Raw genomic sequence first — 17655 nt, forward strand, 5'->3', positions numbered from 1 at the left:
TCAGGCGCGCAGATCGACTTCGGGCCGCATCGACGACGCGCCGTTCCAGCGCACCTCGAAGCCCGCGCCGCGAAACTGGCCGACCACCAGTTCGCCGACGCGCTGCATGTCGGCATCGCCGCCTTCGGGTGCGCCCCAGAACGCGAGCGAGAGCTGGCTGGTGCGCTTGGCACGGTTCTGGTCCTGCCGCGTGTAGAAGCAGAAGCCGTGCACGCCGGCCTTCTTGCCGCCGCGCTCGCGGAACGCTTCGGAGCAATCGGAGAAGCCGTCGGACTGCGTGTCGCCCGCGTCCTGCAGCGCGACCAGGCCCGCCTGCGTCAGCGCGGCGAACACCTCGGCAATGCGTGCCTCGGCGGCGCGCCACTGCGCGGTGCTCATCTTCACCGGGTCGGGCTCAGGCGGCGGCGGTTCGGGCAGCGCGTGGCCGGTGATGCGCGAGAGCAGCTCGGCCACCTCTTCCTCCATCGCGTTCTCCGTGATGTGGTTGCCGTGGCTGTCGCGCACGTCGGGGTTGGCGCCTGCGTCGATGAGCAGTTGCACCGGCTCCGTGGTCGGCGAGAACTCGGCCGTGAGGTACAGCGCGGTGCGGCCGTCGGTGCCGGTGTATTCGAGCGGGCTGCCGGCCTCGAGCAGCAGTTGCAGCACGGCGAGGATCGGTTCGAGCTCGGATTCGTTCGTGCCCATCGCGGCGCACTGCAGCGCGGTGAAGCCCTGCTTGTTCACGGCGGCCATATCGGCCCCGGCCGCGATGCAGGCGCGCACCGTGTCGACATCGGCTTCGCGCGCCGCGTCGAAGATCTTCTTCGGATTCATGGCATCTCCCTGTTGGTTTTTGGATTCTGCCGCAGGCGCCTTGCACTTCACAGACCGCGCGAACCTCGCTACATTCGACGCCTCGATCAACAAACCGGACTGGAGGTGTGCGATGGAAGACACTGCTATTCACTCTCCCTCCCACGTACGGTTCGTCGGGTCGCATCCGAACTGCTGCTGAAGCGCTTTCCACGCTCCAGGTGCCGCTGAAGGCACCACCAGCCAGCCCGTTCGACCCTCGCGGTGTCCTGCCGCGACACGCCGTCCGATTCAGACAACGCCACGCCGGCACATGAGTGCCGCGCGCGGTCCGTTCCCTTTTCGAATCAAGGCTCACCATGCTTGAAACCCGTGCCGCCGATGCGCGGCAGTTCACGACTTCTTCTTTCGATCCGCAGCGGGCGTCCGCTGAAGAATGGGCGCAGGCGCTGGCCTACTGGCGCCAGCGCCACGACGAAGACTTTCCGGGCGAGCCGCAGCCCGACGACGCCCACACCCAGCAGGACGTGCGCCAGCACACGCCGCTGCATGTGGTGCACCGCGCCTTCGCGCGGGACGCACAGGGGCGCATCGTCGGCAGCCTCAACATGGGCGTGCGCCGCGAAGGCTCGCCCGACTACGCGACCTTCGCGCCTTTCATCGACGTGTGGGGCGGCGTACTGCGATCGCACCAACGCCAGGGCGTGGCCAGCACCTTGCTGCACCGGCTTCTGGCGCTGATGGAAACGCGCGCCCCCACCACCGCGACCTTCAAGGCCCACTTGCCGGAAGGCCGGGCGTTCCTCGCGGCCATCGGTGCGACCGAAAAGCACCGCAGCATCGAGAACCGCATGGCCTTCGCCGGCCTCGACTGGGCGGCGCTCGCGCGCTGGCGCGCCGACGCCCTCGCGCCCACGCACGGGCTGCGCCTGGAGATCCACGCAGGCCGCGTGCCCTTCGATCGGCTGGCCACGCTGATGGCGCCGCTGTCCGCGCTGCTCGAAGACGCGCCCACCAGCGCGCTGGAACGCGCGCCCCTGCGCTTCGAGCTGGAAGGCTTCCACGCCTGGTACGCCGAAATCGACCGGCGCGGCGGCGAGCACTTTCTCGTGCTGCTGCGCGATGCCAATGACGAGGTGGCCGCCGTGTGCGACGCCAGCTGGAACCAGCTGTACCCCGACCGCATGTTCCAGCGCCTCACAGGCGTGGCCCGCCATTGGCGCGGCAAGGGACTTGCCAAGGGCGTGAAGGCGATCATGCTGCAGCTCGTGCGCGAGCGGCATCCCGAGGTGGCGATCGCCGTCACGCAGAACGCGGAGGTCAATGCGCCCATGCTCGCCATCAACCGCCAGCTGGGCTTTGCCCCGCACAGGCATGATGGCGCCTACCAGATCGGCACGGAAAGCCTGAGGGCCTTCCTCTCGACCCGCCCCCTGGCTGTGCCGGAGGCGCGCGCATGAAGACACCCCAAAGACTGCAATCCCTCGTCGACGAAGGGCTGATCGACAGCGTCGTGCGCCAGCTCATGAGCGGCAAGGAGGCCATGGTCTACGTCGTGCGCTGCGGCGAGGAAACGCGCTGCGCCAAGATCTACAAGGAAGCCGACAAGCGCAGCTTCCGCCAGGCCGTCGACTACACCGAGAACCGGCGCGTGAAGAACACCCGCGAGGCGCGCGCCATGGCCAAGGGCACGCGCTTCGGCCGCAAGGTGACCGAGGCCATCTGGCAGAGCGCCGAGGTCGATGCGCTCTACCGCCTGGCCGCGGCCGGCGTGCGCGTGCCCACGCCGCACAACTTCCTCGAAGGCGTGCTGCTGATGGACCTGGTGACCGACGCCCACGGCGACGCCGCCCCGCGCCTGAACGACGTGGCCTTCTCGCCCGACGACGCGCTGCACCACCACGCGAGCCTGCTCAAGGAAGTGATGCGCATGCTCTGCGCGGGCATCGTGCACGGCGACCTGTCGGAGTTCAACGTGCTGCTGGCCGAAGACGGTCCGGTGATCATCGACCTGCCGCAGGCCGTGGACGCGGCGGGCAACAACCACGCCAAGCGCATGCTGCTGCGCGACGTGGAGAACCTGCGCAACTTCTTCGGGCAGTACGCGCCCGCGCTGCTGAAGACGCACTACGGCGACGAGATCTGGCAGCTCTACGAGCGCGGCCTGCTCCGGCCCGAGACCGAGCTCACGGGCACCTTCGTGCGCGAGACCGGCCCGGTCGATCTCCGCAACGTGCTGCGCGAAGTGGACGACGCACGGGCGGAAGAAGCGGCGCGCCAGCTGCGGATGCAAGCGCCGCGACAATAGCGGGCTGACTCCGCCCGCCCCGATGACTTCCAACGCCCTGCCCCAGCGCCCACCCTTTTCAACCGCTTTCCGCCACATCGCCCGCGCCGCGGCCTTCGTGGCACTGGGCCTCGGCCCGGCCGCGCACGCCGGCGCCATCCGGCTGGAAGACGACCGTGGCCGGGTGCTCGAGCTGCAGGCGCCCGCCAGGCGCATCGTGTCGCTGATGCCCTCGCTCACCGAGACGGTCTGCGCGCTCGACGCCTGCGACCGGCTCGTGGGCATCGACCGCCACGCCAACTGGCCGGCGGCGGTGAAGGGCCTGCCGCAGGTGGGCGGCATGGACGACGCGAACATCGAGCGCATCGTCGCGCTCAAGCCCGACCTCGTGCTGCTGCGCCCGCGCAGCCGCGCCGCCGAGGCGCTGGAGCGCCTGGGCATCAAGGTGCTGGCGCTCGACGCCAAGACCCATGCCGACATGCGCCGCGTGATGGAAACCGTGGCCCGCGCCACCGGCAAGCCGGGAGCGGGCGAGGTTTTCTGGCGCAGCCTCGATGCCCGGCTGAACGCGGCGCGCGCCCGCGTGCCTCTGAACTGGCAGGGGCGGCGCGTGTACTTCGAGGTGCACGGCGGCGTGGCGGCGGCGAGCGAAAGCTCCTTCATCGGCGAGACCCTGGCGCGCCTGGGCCTGGCCAACGCGGTGCCGGGCTCGCTCGGCCCCTTCCCCAAGATGAACCCCGAGTTCGTGGTGCGCGCCAACCCCGACGTGCTGATGGTCTCGGCCCTGGGCGAAATCTCGGCCATGGCGGGGCGCCCCGGCTGGTCGGCCATGTCGGCCATCCAGCGTGGGCGCGTCTGCAGCTTTGCCTCGGCGCGCTTCGACCTGATGATGCGGCCGGGCCCCCGGCTCGACGAGGCAGCCGACGCCATCGTGAACTGCCTCGCGTCGCTGGACGCGCCGCGCAACTGATCTTCGGCACGCCATGAACTTCGACATCGTTCCCGCCGCGAACTTCGGCACCGACGAACTCACCGCCCTGTGGAACCGTTCGTACGAAGACTACTTCGTGCCGATCGCGTTCGACCGCGCGATGTTCGAGCGGCATGTGCGGCGCGCCGAAGCCGACCTCGGGCTCTCGCGCGTGATCGTCGCAGGCGGCAACGCCTGCGGCCTCTCGCTCGTCGGCCGGCGCGGACCGCGCGCCTACCTCGCGGGCTTCGGCATCGCGAGCGCACAACGGCGCCAGGGGCTGGCGAAGCAGCTCATCGAGGCACAGCTGCGCGACCTGTCGGCAGCCGGCATCGCGCAGGTGCAGCTCGAAGTGATCGAGCAGAACCCGGCGCGGCAGCTCTACCGGCAGGCGGGTTTTGTTGAAAGCCGCACGCTCGAGGTACTCGAAGGCAGCTTCGAACCTCGTGCCGATGCAGCTTCGACGGCGCCCGATACCGACGCGCTCGCCGCCCTGCATGCGGCCTGCACGGCCGTCTCGCGCCCCACCTGGCGCCGCGAGTGGCCGACCGTGCAAGGCGCGCTCGCCCACGACGGTGCCGCGGCCCTCGGCGCGGCCACGGGCGGCTACGCCATCCTCCTGCCGCCGGCCTTGCCGCTGCACATGCTGCTCGATGCCGCCGCACCCGACGAAGCCTCGGCCCATGCCTTGCTCGACGCGCTCGCGCAGGCACGCCCCGGCGCGCGCTGGCGGCTGGTCGACGAGCCCGAGGGCAGCCCGCTGCACCGCGCCCTGACCGCACGCGGCGCCACCCTTGTCATACGCCAGATCGAGATGACCGCCACACTCCAGCCCCAGCCCACCTTTTCTTCCGATTCCTCGCGCCCCGTCCGTTCATGAAGTCCCCCAAGCGAACCTCGTCCACCCCTTTCATTCGCGTGGGCCCCAGCGGCGTGCATGGCCTCGGCGCCTTCGCCACGCGCGACCTGCCGGCCGAAGCCTTCCTCGGCTTGTACGAAGGCCGCCGCTACACCAAGCAGGAAGTCGCCTCCAAGCTCTGGGATGACCAGCTCACCTACCTGTTCACGCTGACGACCGGCGAGACCATCGACGGCGCCAAGGGCGGCAACGCCACGCGCCACCTGAACCATTCCTGCGAGCCGAACTGCGAGGCGGTCGAGGAGTACGACGAAGCAGGCGAGATGGTGCTGCGCTTCCAGACGATGGAGGCGGTGGAAGCCGGCGACGAGCTCTTCATCGACTACTCGCTCACGGCCGACGACGGCTCGCCGCCCTCGAAGTACCCCTGCCATTGCGGCTCGCCGAACTGCCGCGGGACGATGTTGGCGCCGGTGGAGGCCGTGGCGGAGAAAGACGGGCCGGCCACGGCGGCCGACGTGGCGCCGGCTGCGTCGGACCCGCGCAGGCAACTCAGCGACCTGCCCTGGTGAGGTAGCTGCGAGCCGCCAAGGCTCAGGGCGACTCGCTCTTCACGCTGCGCAGTTGCGCCTCCGCGCGTTCGAGCTCGGTGCGCAGCGTGCGGATCTCGCGCTCCAGTTTCTCGATGCGCGCTTCGCGGCTCATCGGCGCCAGCGCCTGGCAGCGCTGCTGCAGCGCGCTCAAGGTGTCGGCCAGCTCGCGCCGGCGCAGCATCTGGCCGCGCGAACGGGCCAGGGCCATGTCGCGCTCCAGCACGGCTTCCTGCGCCTTGCACTCTTCGGCACTCAACGGCTGCGCGGACGCCTCGGTTTGGGCAAAGGCGGCAGGCATGGCCAGGGTCAACGCAAGGGCCAGGAGACGGGGTTTCGGACGCATGCCATACGGTACCCGAACTGCCTGGCTGAACAGGCCTTCAGCCCTTCAGGCTGCAGCTGTTCTGGCGATGCACTTGATCTCGATCAGCCAATCCGGGCTGCCCAGCCGCGCCACCTGCACCAGCGTCTGCGAGATCTGCGGCTCGCCGCCGAACATCTCGGCGCGCAAGGCGAACAGCGCGTCGGCCTGGCCGAGGAAGCCGTCGATGTCGGTCACGAACAGGGTTTCGTCCACCACGTCGGCCATCGAGGCGCCGAAGGACGCGAGCACGCCGCGCACGTTGGCGTAGGCCTGCCGCACCTGCGCCGCAATGTCGCCGGCGCCCAGGGTGCGGCCCTCGCCGTCCACGCTCACCTGGCCCGAGAGGTAAATGGTGTCGCCGGCCTGCACACCGTCGGCAATGATGTGCTTGAACGCGCCTTCGCGCACCACGCGGCGGGGAGTGACGGACATGGGGTTTCCTGGGGTTCGTTGGGAGCAACGCAGTATCGAAGGCGCCACCTGCAGCGGTGCGCCACGCGGCGGATGCCCCTTCTCGTCCCAAGTCGATCCACGAGCGCCGGGGCGCGCCCCGCGATCCTGTGATTCAGGCGCTTAGGTAGCGTGCGTCCCACTGCGCCGCCAGCTGCCGCGCCCGATGCAGCGGCGTGCGGGCGCGCTCGAAGTCCATCACGCAGGCGACGTCCGCCGCGGCGGGGCGCGCGGGGCTTTCGTTGCTGCGGCCGTCCGTCAGCAGCCAGAGCCAACGCTGGCGGCTCTCGTGCTTTGCCAGCAGCTGCTGCGCGCGCTGCACGCCCAGCGCCAGCGGCGTGCCGCCCCCCGCCGCGATGGGCGCGACCCAGTCGTCGTTCCAGGCACTGGCGCGGCGCGGCGGCAGGCGCAGCTCGACCACGTCGCCGGCAAAGCACAGCAGCGCCACATGGTCGCGCCGCTGGTAGGCCTCCTGCATCAGCGCGAGCAGCTGGCCCTTGGCGCGCGCGAGCTGGCCGTCGTGGCGCATCGAGGCCGAGCAGTCGAGCAGGAAGCAATGCAACGCACCGCTGCGCGCCTCCTGTGGGCGATGGCGCAGGTGCGCGGCCTGCAGGCGGTCCGCGCCGCGGGCGACGAGCGTGCGCGGCCAGTCGAAGGCGGTGCCGGACACAGCGGCGCCGTGCCAGGCGTCCCGTTGCGTGCCCTGCCTCCGGTCACCCTGGCGTGCGCCAGCGGGTGCGGCGTCCCGGAGGCTCAGGCTTTTTTTGGGGCGGCCTGGGACGCGGAGATCAGCGGGCGCAGCGGCTTCACGCGCTCGATGCCGACGGGCTCGGGCGGCATCGCACCCCAATCGCCATCGCCGGCATCGCGTGCAGGCGTGTCACCCGGGTTGCGATGAGGTGCGGGTGACGCCATCGGAGGCGCCACGGCCGCGTCGGCCGCCGGATGGCGCCGATGCAGCAGCACCGCTTCGGCCACGCGCTGCACATGGTCGTCGGTGATCGATGCCGCGCCTTCCCACGCCGCAAGCGCACGCGCCGAGCGCAGCATCACGAGGTCGGCGCGCAGGCCGTCCACGCCGGCCGCGATGCACAGCGCGCCGACGGCTTCGTGCACCGCATCGCCGTACGGCAGAGCCGCCGCGTCCACCACGAGGGCGCGCGCACGCACCAGCGCCGCCGCGAGCTCGGCCTCCTCCTTCGCATGCGCCGCGCGAAAGCCTTGCGGATCGGCATCGAAGGCCAACCGCGCACGCACGATGGCCTGGCGCTCGGCCGCGTCCTGCAGGTTGCGCAGCCGCACGCACAGGCCGAAGCGATCGAGCAGCTGCGGACGCAGCGTGCCCTCTTCCGGGTTCATGGTGCCCACGAGCACGAAGCGCGCGGCATGCCGGTGCGAGATGCCATCGCGCTCCACCACATTGACGCCGCTGGCCGCTGCATCAAGCAGCGAATCGATGAGCGCGTCGGGCAGCAGGTTGATCTCGTCGACGTACAGCACGCCGCCGTGCGCGCGCGCCAGCAGGCCCGGCGCAAACTTGAGTTCGTGGCCGGCCAGCGCCTGCCCGAGGTCGAGCGTGCCCACGAGGCTTTCGAGGCTCGCGCCCAGCGGCAGCGTGACGAAGGGCGCGCCGGGCAGCAGCTCGGCGAGCGCGCGCGCGGCCGTGGTCTTGGCGGTGCCGCGCGGGCCTTCGATGAGCACGCCGCCCAGCGCGGGATCGACCGCGGCCAGCAAGAGCGCCTGGCGCAGCTGCGGCTGGCCGGCGATCGCGGCAAAGGGGAACGGCACCGGCATCGGGGCGGCTGTGGTCATCGGGGGCGTCCTTCCATCTGCTGCTCGTGGTCGAGCAGCAGGTTTTCCAATTGATCCTTGTAGTCGCCGGGCGACTGCCAGAGGCCGCGCTGCATGGCTTCGAGCAGGCGGTTGAGCATGTCCTGCAGCGCGCGCGGATTGTGCGCGTTCACGAAGTCGCGGGTGGCGGCGTCGAGCACGTAGGCGTCGGCCACCATCGCGTACTGGTGGTCGCCCACCACGCGCGCGGTGGCGTCGAAGCCGAAGAGGTAGTCGACCGTGGCGGCCATCTCGAAGGCACCTTTGTAGCCGTGGCGCTTCACGCCGTCGATCCACTTGGGGTTGACCACGCGCGAACGGATCACGCGGCTGATTTCTTCCTTCAGCGTGCGCACGCGCGGGGCCTGCGGGTTGCCGTGGTCGCCGTGGTACATCGCGGGCTGCTGCCCGCTCAGGTGGCGCACGGCGGCGGCCATGCCGCCCTGGAACTGGTAGTAGTCGTTGGAGTCGAGCAGGTCGTGCTCGCGGCTGTCCTGGTTCTGCAGCACGACGTTCATGGCGCGCAGCCGGCGCACCAGCGCATCGCCCGCGGGCACGCCGTCGCTGCCCTGGCCGTAGGCATGGGCGCTGCCGCCGACGTAGGCCTTCGACAGGTCGTCGTCGCTCTGCCAGTCGCCGTGGTCGAACAGCGGCTGCAGGCCCGAGCCGTAGCTGCCGGGCGCGGAGCCGAACACGCGCCAGCCGGCCTGCGTGCGCGCCTCGCCGGGCGCCACGCCCTGTGTTTCGAGCGCGGCAGCCTCGCGCAGGATGCGCGCGCGGATCGGGTTGCGCTCGGCGTCTTCGTCTTCCTGGGCGGCCACGGCCTGCACGGCCGCGTCGAACATCTGCACGGCATTGGGAAAGGCGTCGCGGAAGAAGCCCGAGATGCGCAGCGTGACATCGATGCGCGGACGCCCGAGGCCCACGGTGGGCAGCACCTCGAAATCGACCACGCGCTGGCTGCCCGGCGCCCACTTGGGCCGCACGCCGATGAGCGCGAAGGCCTGCGCCAGGTCGTCGCCGCCGGTGCGCATGGTGGCCGTGCCCCAGACCGACAGGCCCAGCGCCACGGGGTAGTCGCCGTGCTCCTGCAGATGGCGTTCGACCAGCTGCGCGGCCGACTTGAGCCCGAGCATCCAGGCCGTGGGCGTGGGGATGGCGCGCGTGTCGACCGCGTAGAAGTTGCGCCCGGTCGGCAGCACGTCGGGCCGGCCGCGCGAGGGTGAACCGCTCGGGCCCGGCGGCACGAAGCGGCCCTGCAGTGCACGCGACAGCTGACGCAGTTCTTCCCCGCCACACGCATCGAGCGCGGGCGCGAGTCGGTGCGCGATGCGGCCCATCACCGCAGCGGTGTGCGCCAGCCCGGGCGGGCAGGCGTCCGCTTCGAGCAGCTGCTGGGCCAGCAGCTCCAACCGTTCGCGCGTGTCGCCCTGATGGCGCCAAGCCTCGTCGCTCACGGCCGCCAGCAGCGCGGGCCGCGCGCCCTGCCAGGGCTTCGCCGCGTCGATGTCGAGCGGGTCGAAGGCGTCGCCGGGCAGCAGGTCCGCCGCGAGCGCGCCGAGCAGCCCGGCGTTCTCGCCCGCGCCATCGGCGGCCGGGTAGCGCGCGAGCGCGAGCAGCGTGTCGCGCCGCAACCGATCGCGCGGCGAATCGCCGAACACATGCAGGCCATCGCGGATCTGGGTTTCTTTCAGCTCGCACAGGTATGCATCGACGCGTGCGAGCACAGCATCGTCTTCCGCACCCGGCAGGCCCAGTTCTTCGACCAGGTGCTGGGCGCGCACGGTCGCGAGGATCTGTGCGCGCAGCACCTTGGCGCGGCGGGCGTCGACCAGCAGCGCGTCGTAGTACTCGTCGACCTGCCGCTCCAGGTCCTGCAGCGGGCCGTGGTTCTCGGCGCGCGTGAGCGGCGGCATCAGGTGGTCGACGATCACGGCCTGCGTGCGGCGCTTGGCCTGCGCGCCCTCGCCGGGGTCGTTGACGATGAAGGGGTACACGTTGGGCAGCGGCCCGAGGATCGCGTCGGGCCAGCAGGTGGCCGCGAGCGCGAGGCTCTTGCCCGGCAGCCATTCGAGGTTGCCGTGCTTGCCGACGTGGACGACCGCGTCGATGGCGAACACGTCGCGCAGCCAGAAATAGAACGCGAGGTAGCTGTGCGGCGGCACCAGCTCGGCGTCGTGGTAGCTCGCGTAGTCGGCCAGGCCCAACGGTCCCAGCGCGCGCGCGGGCTGGATGCCGACGAACACGCGGCCCAACCGCAGCCCGGCGATCATGAAACGGCCCTGGCGCAGCATCGGGTCGCTTTCGGGCGGGCCCCATTGCGCGTCGATGGCGGCGGCCATGCCCTCGGGCAGCGCCGCGAGGCGTGCGCGGTAGTCGGCGAGCGGGTAGCTCTGCCACGCGGGCCGCGCGGCCCATTGGGCGGAATCGTTGGCGATGCCCTCCTGCAGCGTGCGCATCAGCGCGTCGCCGTCCGCGGGCAGCGTGTCGAGCGTGTAGCCCTCGGCCTGCATCGTGCGCAGGATGGCCATCACCGAGGCCGGCGTGTCCAGCCCCACGCCGCTGCCGATGCGGCCTTCGCTGCCGGGATAGTTCGCGAGGATCAGCGCGACGCGTTTCTCGTCGGCGCGCAGGCGGCGCAGGCTGCACCAGCGGCGCGCGAGTTCGGCCACGAAAGCGATGCGGTCGGGCTCGGGCCGGTAGCCGACCACCTCGGTCTGCGTGAGTTCGCAGCGGTGCGACAGGCCCTTGAAGCTCACGGCGCGCGTGACGATGCGTCCGTCCATCTCGGGCAGGGCAATCTGCATTGCGATGTCGCGTGGGCGCAGGCCCTGGCTGTCGGCGAGCCAGTCTTCGCGGTTGCCGCCGCTCACGATCACCTGCAGCACGGGCGCGTCGCCGGCCAGTGCCATGGGCTCACCACTTTCGTCCGAGGCGCCCTGCCCCAAGGCAGCGAAGGCGGTGGTGTTGAGCACCAGCTGCACGTCGTGCTCTACACACAACGCGCGCAACGCGGACAGGCACAGCGGGTCTTTCAGCGAGTCGAGCGCCACGGGCAGCGGGTTCAGCCCTTGCGCATGCAGCGCGGCGGCCAGCGCATCGAAGGCCTCGGTGTTGCCCGACAACAGGTGCGAGCGGTAGAACACCAGCGCGACCACGGGTGCATCCGCATGCCAGCCCGCACGCAGGTCGTCGATGCCCGCGACCGTGTGCGTCGCGTCCATGCCGCCCGGCACATGCAGCGCCACCTGCGGCAGGCTGCGCGGCGGCAACGGCGCCTCGCCGTGGCCCAGGCCATGGAAGGCCACCGCGCGCAGGAACTGCGACGCGTTGCCCGCGCCGCCCGAGCGCAGGTACTGCCACAGCTGCCGGCTCACGCCGCGCGCCGCGGTGCCGCGCGCGAGCAGGTCTTCGTCCTCCTGCAGGTCGCCCGAGAACATCGCGAGCTGCTGGCCCTGGCGCTTCGCAAGCTTTTCGAGCTGCTGCAGACCGTAGGCCCAGGCCGACTCGGCCCCCAGGTGATCGACCACCACCACGCGCGCATGCCGCAACACCTCGTCGACGTACAGGTCGAGCGACGCGGGCTGGCGCAGGTGCATGAGGTTGGCCAGCCGCAGCGAGGGGTAGCCGGGGTCGGTGGCCGCCAGCGCCGTGCGCGCGGCGGCGAGCAGCGCGAGCGTGGTGTCGGCCGAGCTGAGCACCACGATGTCGCCCGGCGTCTGGTCGAGCCGGGTGACGACGCTCGGGTCGTCCTCGACGAAGCGTCCGGGCTGGGTGCTCAGCAGGTGCATGCGGTCAGGCGGGAACGGCCGCCACGCCTTCCAGTGCCTTGCGCAGTGCGCCTTCGTCCAGGTCTTCGCCGATGAACACGAGCCGCGTGCGCTGCGCCTCGCCGTCGCGCCAGCGGCGGTCGAAGTGGTGGTCGAAGCGGCGGCCCACGCCCTGCACCAGCAGGCGCATCGGCTTGTTCGGCACGGCGACGAAGCCCTTCACGCGGTAGATGGTGTGCCGCTCGACCAGCGCGGCCAGCACGGCGATGAGACCGTCGCGGTCCACGGGCGGCAGCTCGATCACGAGCGAGTCGAACTCGTCGTGGTCGTGGTCCTCCTCGTGGTCGTGGTGGCTCTCGCGCAGGTGGATGGTGCTTTCGGCGGCGCGGCCCTGGCCCAGCAGCAGCGCGAGCGGCAACTTGCCTTCGGTGGCGCCGACAATCTTCACTTCGGGCGGCAACTCTTCGCGCACCAGCGCCTCGACCTGCGCGCGCGCAGCGGCGTCCATGAGGTCGGTCTTGTTGAGAACGACGAGGTCGGCGGCCGAGAGCTGGTCTTCGAACAGTTCGTGCAGCGGCGATTCGTGGTCCAGGTTGGGGTCGGCGCGGCGCTGCACGTCGACCTGCGCGGGGTTCGCCGCGAACTGGCCCGAGGCAGCAGCGGGGCCGTCGACCACGGTGACCACCGAATCGACGGTGAAGATGTTCGCGATGTCGGGCCACTGGAAGGCCTGCACCAGCGGCTTGGGCAGCGCCAGGCCCGAGGTCTCGATGAGCACGGCGTCGATCTGGTCGCGCCGCTCGGCCAGCTGCAGCATCACGGGCAGGAACTCTTCCTGCACGGTGCAGCAGACGCAACCGTTGGCGAGTTCGTAGAGCGCGCCTTCGCGCTCGTTGCCCTCGTCGTCGCAGCCGATGCCGCAACCGCGCAGGATGTCACCGTCGATGCCGAGTTCGCCGAACTCGTTGACCACCACCGCGATGCGGCGGCCCTCGGCATTGCCGAGGATGTGGCGCAGCAGCGTGGTCTTGCCGCTGCCGAGGAAACCCGTGACGATGGTGACGGGGATCTTGGCGTTGCTTTGTGTCATGGAATGAATACTTTCAGGCGCCGAAGGCGCACAGGGAATCGGGCGCCCGGCGCGTGCATGGCGCACGCGCCGGCGAGCGGCGCCCCGTCGTCAAAGAGGGAGGCTTGCGCGAATCAGACGGCGCTGTACAGGCGGCGCTCAACGAGGGCCGTGCCCTGCAGGCGGCGCCAGGCCTTGGCCGCGGCCAGCACGCCCAGGTCGACCAGCGGCTCGACCAGCACGACCGTCATGTAGGCCGCGCCGAAGGTGGCGATCTGGCCCAGGTTCTCCAGGCCCGTGCCGCGACCGTAGAGCGCCCAGAAGCCGACCCACACCACGATGCCGCCCTGGTAGGCCACCGACAGCTTGAAGGCCTGCTGGTAGCTGATGTCCACGTAGGCCATGTTCGCGGGAATGATGCGGCGTGCCAGCGCGGCGGTCGCGAACAGCGGCACGAGCAAGGTCGTGACGTTCATGCCGTACTGCGGCAGGTCGGGCGGTGCGAAGAACAGGCTCTGGATGAGCAAGCCACCGGCGAGGCCGATGGCCGCGGGCGCAAGCCCGAAGAGCAGCATCAGCGTGGTGCCCAGAATCAGGTGCACCTCGGACACGCCCACAGGATGGTGCGGGAACACCTCGAAGAAGCAGAACACGAGCATCACGGTGAAGACCGAGCGCAGCAGCAGGCCGATGGGGCCGTCCTTGCGCAAGGTGTCGAAGGCGACCTTGCCTGCGTAAGCCAGTGCAGCGGCCCCCGTGGCATAGCTGAGGAAGATCTTGGATCCGTCGACGAGTCCGGGTTCGATGTGCATCGCGCACCTCCTGAAATGCACCGCAGTGCGAAAGTTGATTGTTGGGGGATGGACTGGCTTGCGCAAGTCCCCGTCATGAAACCCGGGAGCCTTGCAGCCCCCGTTGAACAGGCGAAGGCTGTGGCTTGCGCCGCAGCCGCCGCCAGCCGATCACCACGCCGCTCGCCGAAGCGACGACGCCGATGATCGACAGGAACCACACCACCAGGTCCCAGGCCGGCCGGTACTGGATGAGCCAGGGAAAGTCGAGGCTGTGCGCGGCGTTGAAGAGCCAGCGGCGCAGCCGCGCGTTGCGGTCGTTGCCGCCGGCCACCTGGCCGCTCGTCGGGTCGATGTAGAGCCAGCTGCGCGCGGCGTCGTCGAGTTCGAGCCGCCACACGGGCAGCACGCGCGTGCGGTGGTGGCCGTACCAGTGGAAGTCTTCCTGCGTCTGCAAGGTGGCCTGCGTGATCGCGGCACCGGGGCGCAGGCGTACGGCGGCGCGTTCGATGTCGTCGCGAGCGATGACGACCGGCGCGCCGGTCGCTGCATCAATCACCTGCACGCGGGCCTGCGCATCACGCAGTTGCAGCAGCGGCTTCCCGTCGAACCACATCAGCAGCGCCTCACGCGGTGCGGCAGCGCCCTCACCTGCCGGCACCACGGTCGGTGGCCAGGGGAACGGCGACACGCCGGTGCCCGTGTAGCGCGCCATCGCGGCCGCATCGGCCGGTGCGCGCTGAAACCACCCGTTCGGGTTCATCGAGAGCCAGCCGCTCACGATCCAGGTCAGCACGAAGAAGCCGCCGATGAGCCCGGCGATGTGGTGCCAGGCCATCCAGCCGGTGTACGGCGTGACCGCGCCGCTGCGAAAGCGCCGCCGCAGTCGAAGGCGCAGGATGCCGATGACGATGCCCGTCACGGTCGAGACGATGCACGCGGCCGACAGCCACACGACCACGTCGTGCCACAGCGGCGGGTCGGCGCGTAGCGGCGTGAAGTAGATCCAGTGCGGCACGGCGCCCAGCCAGTTCCAGAAGCGCTCGGCGCGCGTGGTGTCGCGCACCACCTCGCCGGTGCGCGAGGACACGTACAGCTCGGTGCCCGCCGCGTCGCCGATTTCGATGCGGTGCAGCGGGCGCAGCGGGTTCAGGCCCTGCGGCACGGTCCACTGGTCGCGCTCCAGCGTCTCGGCCCAGCGTGCGCCAGGCTGCGCGGAGAAGTCGCGCGCGATGGCCTCGGCCTGCGCCGCATCGACAGGGCCGAGCGCGCGGCCGTCGCGCGCGGACACGGCATGCCGCCCGCCGCGCGCATCGACGATGCGCCACACGGGCTGCGCATCAGTGCCGGCCTGCATTTCGAGCGCCATGCGCCTGGGCTGCTGCGCACGCACCGCGAGCGGCAGCGCATCGAGCGCGGCAGCCGGCGCGACCACCGCCTGTTCGAAGCGCACCGGGGCGAGCCCCGCGAGCCGCTCTTCGTCCGTGAGGTTCGGGTACCCCACGTACATCATGACCACGCCCGAGACGAACCACATGACGAACAGCAGGCAGCCGCCGATGCCCAGCCATCGGTGCGTCCAGTACAGCGCCCGCCGCAGCGGGGGCCATGCGCATTGCCATGCGGTGCTCATGATCCCGTGCTCAGAAGGTCACGAACGCCGACAGCTCGAACGAGCGCGGCCGGCCCAGCAGCCACTGGTTGCCTCCGTTCGAGAACGAGACCGGGTACTTGCGGTCGGCCAGATTGAAGGCGCGCAGCGCGAGCTTGAGCGACGGGTTCGCCTGCCAGCTCACGCCCGCGTCGGCCACGGTGTACGAACCGATCTGCCGCGTGTTGGCCGCATCGACCTGCCGCGCGCCGACGTGGCGCACGCCCAGCTCGGCCTCCCACTGCGGCAGGAAGCGCCAGTGCAGCCACAGGTTGGCCGCCACCTCGGGCACGCCGGCCGGCGTGTTGCCCGCGCGCGAGACCAGCGACTTGCCGACCGCCTCGTTGAAGTCGTCATAGCGCGCGCGCAGCCGCGCGGCGTTGGCTTCGAGGCGCAGCGTGGAGGTCAGCGCCAGGTCGAGCGTGGCTTCGATGCCTTCGGACGACTGCTTGCCGATCTGCTGCACGACGGTCGGATCGTTCGCGTCGCGCGACAGCAGCTTGGTCTTCTCGATGCGGTAGGCGGCCACGCTCCAGGCGCCGCGGCCCTCGGCCAGCTGGCGCTTGTAGCCGACCTCGACCTGCTTGCCGACGCTGAGCTCGAACGGCACCTGCGTGGCCGAGGTGCTGATGAGCCCGGTGAGCGGATCGGCCGCGCGCGCCACCTGCGCATAGAACGACTGCGCGGCGTCGGGCGCGTAGACCACGCCGAGGCGGCCGGTGGCGTACTCGAAGGTCTTGTCCAGGCGCGGGGCGCGGTTCTGCGGGTCGGTGCGCACGATCTTCGCGCGGTCCCAGCGCAGGCTGCCGACCACCGACCAGTGTTCGTTGAAGGCCAGCTTGTCTTCGGCGAAGAAGGCGTAGGTGCGGGTCTTGGTCTTGTAGCGCGGCAGGTAGGGCGTGGGCGAGACGTAGTAGCCGGGGTTGAAGACGAAGGCATCGACCACCGAGCGCCCACCGTAGGGCGTGTCGCTCGAATTCAGGAAGTCGATGCGATTCACATCGAAGCCCACCAGCACCTGGTTCTTCAGGCCGAACAGCGCGTGCTTGAAGGTGGCGTCGGTGCGATTGCCGATCTGCTCCTGGTCATGGCCGATCTCCAGGTAGTCGCCACGCGTCACGCGGTTCGTGGTGGCGCTGTAGGTGTAGGTTTCGCTGTCGCGCCAGTGGCGCTTGCTGTCCAGGCGATAGAGCTGGTTGCGCACGGTGACGGCGTCGTTGGGCGTCCACTGCGCATCGAGGCGGGTCCAGCGGTCGCGGTACTTGACCTCGGCGTCGTCGAGGTTGTAGTTCTGTTCGCGGTTCAGGCTGCTCAGGCGGCCGTTGATGAGCGGCACGCCGAAATAGCGCTGCGGCGTCTGGCGGCCCTCGTCGTGCGAGAGCGTGAACTGCAGCCGCGGCGACACGTCCAGCCGCACCGCGCCGCCCACAGCCAGGCTCTCGGCCTCGCCGCGCCGCATGAAGCCGTCGGTTTTCCGGTGGCTGATGTCGAAGCGGTACGAGAGCATGTCGTTGATCGCCCCGCCGCTGCCGAAGGCGACCTGGCGCGTGGCGTCGGAGCCCACGGTCACGAGTGCTTCGTTGCGAATCGGGCCGCGCGTGGGCTTCTTGGGCACCACGTTGATCGCGCCGCCGATGGCGCCTTCGCCGAACATCACCGAGGCGGCGCCGCGCAGCACCTCGATGCGGTCGGTCGACCAGGTGTCGAACGGGAAGGTGACGGTGCCTGCGCCCACGTACAGGCGCGTGCCGTCGTACAGCTGCATCACCGAGCCATGGCCGTTGAAGCCGCGCGCCGACAGCGACGAGCCGCCGTTGCCCGGCGCGGGCGAGCCCGTGATGCCGGTGGCGCGGCTCGCGGCCTCGACCACCGACACGTCGCCGCGCGCGCGGATCGTGTCGCCGGTGAGCACCTCGATGCTGGCGGGCGTTTCGAGCGGCGTGAGGCCCAGGCGGCTGCCGGTCTGCGTGGGCTCGTCCAGGGCCAGCGGCGTGTGGCGGCTGGCTTCGATCTGCACGGGGGCCAGGCTGGGGCGGCCTGCGGTGTCACCCGACTGGGCGAAGGCTGGCCCGCAAGCGAGGCCGAGCCCCAGCGAAAGACCTGAAAGACCCGAAAGGCGCGCCCGTTGCAGGGGCGGGCCCGAGCGATCGCGCGGCGGCGATGCAATGCGATTCATCCGACTTCTCCTCCGGCCTGCGTCCCCGCAGGCTCCTGACCGATCGCGGACGC

Annotated in this window: 15 protein-coding genes; 5 read left to right on the forward strand and 10 right to left on the reverse strand. The window is 70.6% G+C overall.

What is annotated here, in order from left to right; genetic code table 11:
- Positions 1-813, reverse strand: a complete 813-nt coding sequence (locus tag ACAM42_RS20695; protein ID WP_369629213.1) for an ankyrin repeat domain-containing protein — start codon at positions 811-813, stop codon at positions 1-3.
- A gap of 338 nt (positions 814-1151) precedes the next feature.
- Between ACAM42_RS20695 and ACAM42_RS20700 the strand changes: the two genes are divergently transcribed.
- Genes ACAM42_RS20700 through ACAM42_RS20720 form a run of 5 tightly spaced genes read left to right on the forward strand, consistent with a single transcriptional unit; the run spans position 1152 to position 5480 of the window.
- Positions 1152-2252 carry an N-acetyltransferase gene (locus ACAM42_RS20700; RefSeq protein ID WP_307635555.1) on the forward strand — a complete coding sequence of 367 codons (1101 nt, stop codon included), beginning with the start codon at positions 1152-1154 and terminating at the stop codon, positions 2250-2252.
- Positions 2249-3100, forward strand: a complete 852-nt coding sequence (locus ACAM42_RS20705) for a PA4780 family RIO1-like protein kinase (RefSeq protein ID WP_369629214.1) — start codon at positions 2249-2251, stop codon at positions 3098-3100. The genes ACAM42_RS20700 and ACAM42_RS20705 overlap by 4 nt, the downstream gene beginning before the upstream one ends.
- A 22-nt stretch (positions 3101-3122) precedes the next feature.
- Positions 3123-4049, forward strand: coding sequence for an ABC transporter substrate-binding protein (locus ACAM42_RS20710; protein ID WP_369629215.1), 927 nt, complete (start codon positions 3123-3125; stop codon positions 4047-4049).
- A 13-nt stretch (positions 4050-4062) separates the two neighbouring features.
- Positions 4063-4929 (forward strand): GNAT family N-acetyltransferase, encoded by an 867-nt coding sequence (locus ACAM42_RS20715; RefSeq protein ID WP_369629216.1) that lies wholly within the window; start codon positions 4063-4065, stop codon positions 4927-4929.
- Positions 4926-5480 (forward strand): SET domain-containing protein, encoded by a 555-nt coding sequence (locus ACAM42_RS20720; protein WP_307693206.1) that lies wholly within the window; start codon positions 4926-4928, stop codon positions 5478-5480. Before ACAM42_RS20715 ends, ACAM42_RS20720 begins: the two co-directional genes overlap by 4 nt.
- Before the next feature lie 22 nt (positions 5481-5502).
- Here ACAM42_RS20720 and ACAM42_RS20725 read toward each other — a convergent pair whose 3' ends face one another.
- From ACAM42_RS20725 to ACAM42_RS20765, 9 genes are all read right to left on the reverse strand, one after another.
- Positions 5503-5799: a DUF1090 family protein gene (locus ACAM42_RS20725; RefSeq protein WP_083259199.1), complete on the reverse strand. Its 297-nt coding sequence runs from the start codon at positions 5797-5799 to the stop codon at positions 5503-5505.
- 90 nt (positions 5800-5889) lie between these two features.
- Positions 5890-6297 carry a RidA family protein gene (locus tag ACAM42_RS20730; protein ID WP_369629217.1) on the reverse strand — a complete coding sequence of 136 codons (408 nt, stop codon included), beginning with the start codon at positions 6295-6297 and terminating at the stop codon, positions 5890-5892.
- Positions 6298-6430: 133 nt separating this feature from the next.
- Positions 6431-6985, reverse strand: a complete 555-nt coding sequence (locus tag ACAM42_RS20735; protein WP_369629218.1) for a VWA domain-containing protein — start codon at positions 6983-6985, stop codon at positions 6431-6433.
- Between the two features lie 83 nt (positions 6986-7068).
- Positions 7069-8127 carry an ATP-binding protein gene (locus ACAM42_RS20740; RefSeq protein WP_369629219.1) on the reverse strand — a complete coding sequence of 353 codons (1059 nt, stop codon included), beginning with the start codon at positions 8125-8127 and terminating at the stop codon, positions 7069-7071.
- The gene (gene cobN / locus ACAM42_RS20745; protein ID WP_369629220.1) at positions 8124-11936 is read right to left on the reverse strand and encodes a cobaltochelatase subunit CobN; all 3813 of its coding nucleotides are present in this window, start codon (positions 11934-11936) and stop codon (positions 8124-8126) included. Before cobN ends, ACAM42_RS20740 begins: the two co-directional genes overlap by 4 nt.
- A 4-nt stretch (positions 11937-11940) precedes the next feature.
- Positions 11941-13005 (reverse strand): cobalamin biosynthesis protein CobW, encoded by a 1065-nt coding sequence (gene cobW / locus ACAM42_RS20750; protein ID WP_139703081.1) that lies wholly within the window; start codon positions 13003-13005, stop codon positions 11941-11943.
- Positions 13006-13118: 113 nt separating this feature from the next.
- Positions 13119-13796, reverse strand: coding sequence for an energy-coupling factor ABC transporter permease (locus tag ACAM42_RS20755; RefSeq protein ID WP_369629221.1), 678 nt, complete (start codon positions 13794-13796; stop codon positions 13119-13121).
- Positions 13797-13869: 73 nt separating this feature from the next.
- Positions 13870-15408: a PepSY domain-containing protein gene (locus ACAM42_RS20760; protein ID WP_369629222.1), complete on the reverse strand. Its 1539-nt coding sequence runs from the start codon at positions 15406-15408 to the stop codon at positions 13870-13872.
- Positions 15409-15418: 10 nt separating this feature from the next.
- Positions 15419-17602, reverse strand: a complete 2184-nt coding sequence (locus tag ACAM42_RS20765; RefSeq protein WP_369629223.1) for a TonB-dependent receptor — start codon at positions 17600-17602, stop codon at positions 15419-15421.
- Between the last annotated feature and the right edge of the window lie 53 nt (positions 17603-17655).

It is taken from the genome of Variovorax sp. V35 (assembly GCF_041154465.1).
Classification (GTDB): Bacteria; Pseudomonadota; Gammaproteobacteria; order Burkholderiales; family Burkholderiaceae_C; genus Variovorax; species Variovorax boronicumulans.

Bases quoted from the DNA above. Each gene is read 5' to 3' on its own strand.
- ACAM42_RS20695 (WP_369629213.1), bottom strand. From the start codon at position 813: ATGAATCCGAAGAAGATCTTCGACGCGGCGCGCGAAGCCGATGTCGAC.
- ACAM42_RS20700 (WP_307635555.1), top strand. From the start codon at position 1,152: ATGCTTGAAACCCGTGCCGCCGATGCGCGGCAGTTCACGACTTCTTCT.
- ACAM42_RS20705 (WP_369629214.1), top strand. From the start codon at position 2,249: ATGAAGACACCCCAAAGACTGCAATCCCTCGTCGACGAAGGGCTGATC.
- ACAM42_RS20710 (WP_369629215.1), top strand. From the start codon at position 3,123: ATGACTTCCAACGCCCTGCCCCAGCGCCCACCCTTTTCAACCGCTTTC.
- ACAM42_RS20715 (WP_369629216.1), top strand. From the start codon at position 4,063: ATGAACTTCGACATCGTTCCCGCCGCGAACTTCGGCACCGACGAACTC.
- ACAM42_RS20720 (WP_307693206.1), top strand. From the start codon at position 4,926: ATGAAGTCCCCCAAGCGAACCTCGTCCACCCCTTTCATTCGCGTGGGC.
- ACAM42_RS20725 (WP_083259199.1), bottom strand. From the start codon at position 5,799: ATGCCTGCCGCCTTTGCCCAAACCGAGGCGTCCGCGCAGCCGTTGAGT.
- ACAM42_RS20730 (WP_369629217.1), bottom strand. From the start codon at position 6,297: ATGTCCGTCACTCCCCGCCGCGTGGTGCGCGAAGGCGCGTTCAAGCAC.
- ACAM42_RS20740 (WP_369629219.1), bottom strand. From the start codon at position 8,127: ATGACCACAGCCGCCCCGATGCCGGTGCCGTTCCCCTTTGCCGCGATC.
- cobN (WP_369629220.1), bottom strand. From the start codon at position 11,936: ATGCACCTGCTGAGCACCCAGCCCGGACGCTTCGTCGAGGACGACCCG.
- cobW (WP_139703081.1), bottom strand. From the start codon at position 13,005: ATGACACAAAGCAACGCCAAGATCCCCGTCACCATCGTCACGGGTTTC.
- ACAM42_RS20755 (WP_369629221.1), bottom strand. From the start codon at position 13,796: ATGCACATCGAACCCGGACTCGTCGACGGATCCAAGATCTTCCTCAGC.
- ACAM42_RS20760 (WP_369629222.1), bottom strand. From the start codon at position 15,408: ATGAGCACCGCATGGCAATGCGCATGGCCCCCGCTGCGGCGGGCGCTG.
- ACAM42_RS20765 (WP_369629223.1), bottom strand. From the start codon at position 17,602: ATGAATCGCATTGCATCGCCGCCGCGCGATCGCTCGGGCCCGCCCCTG.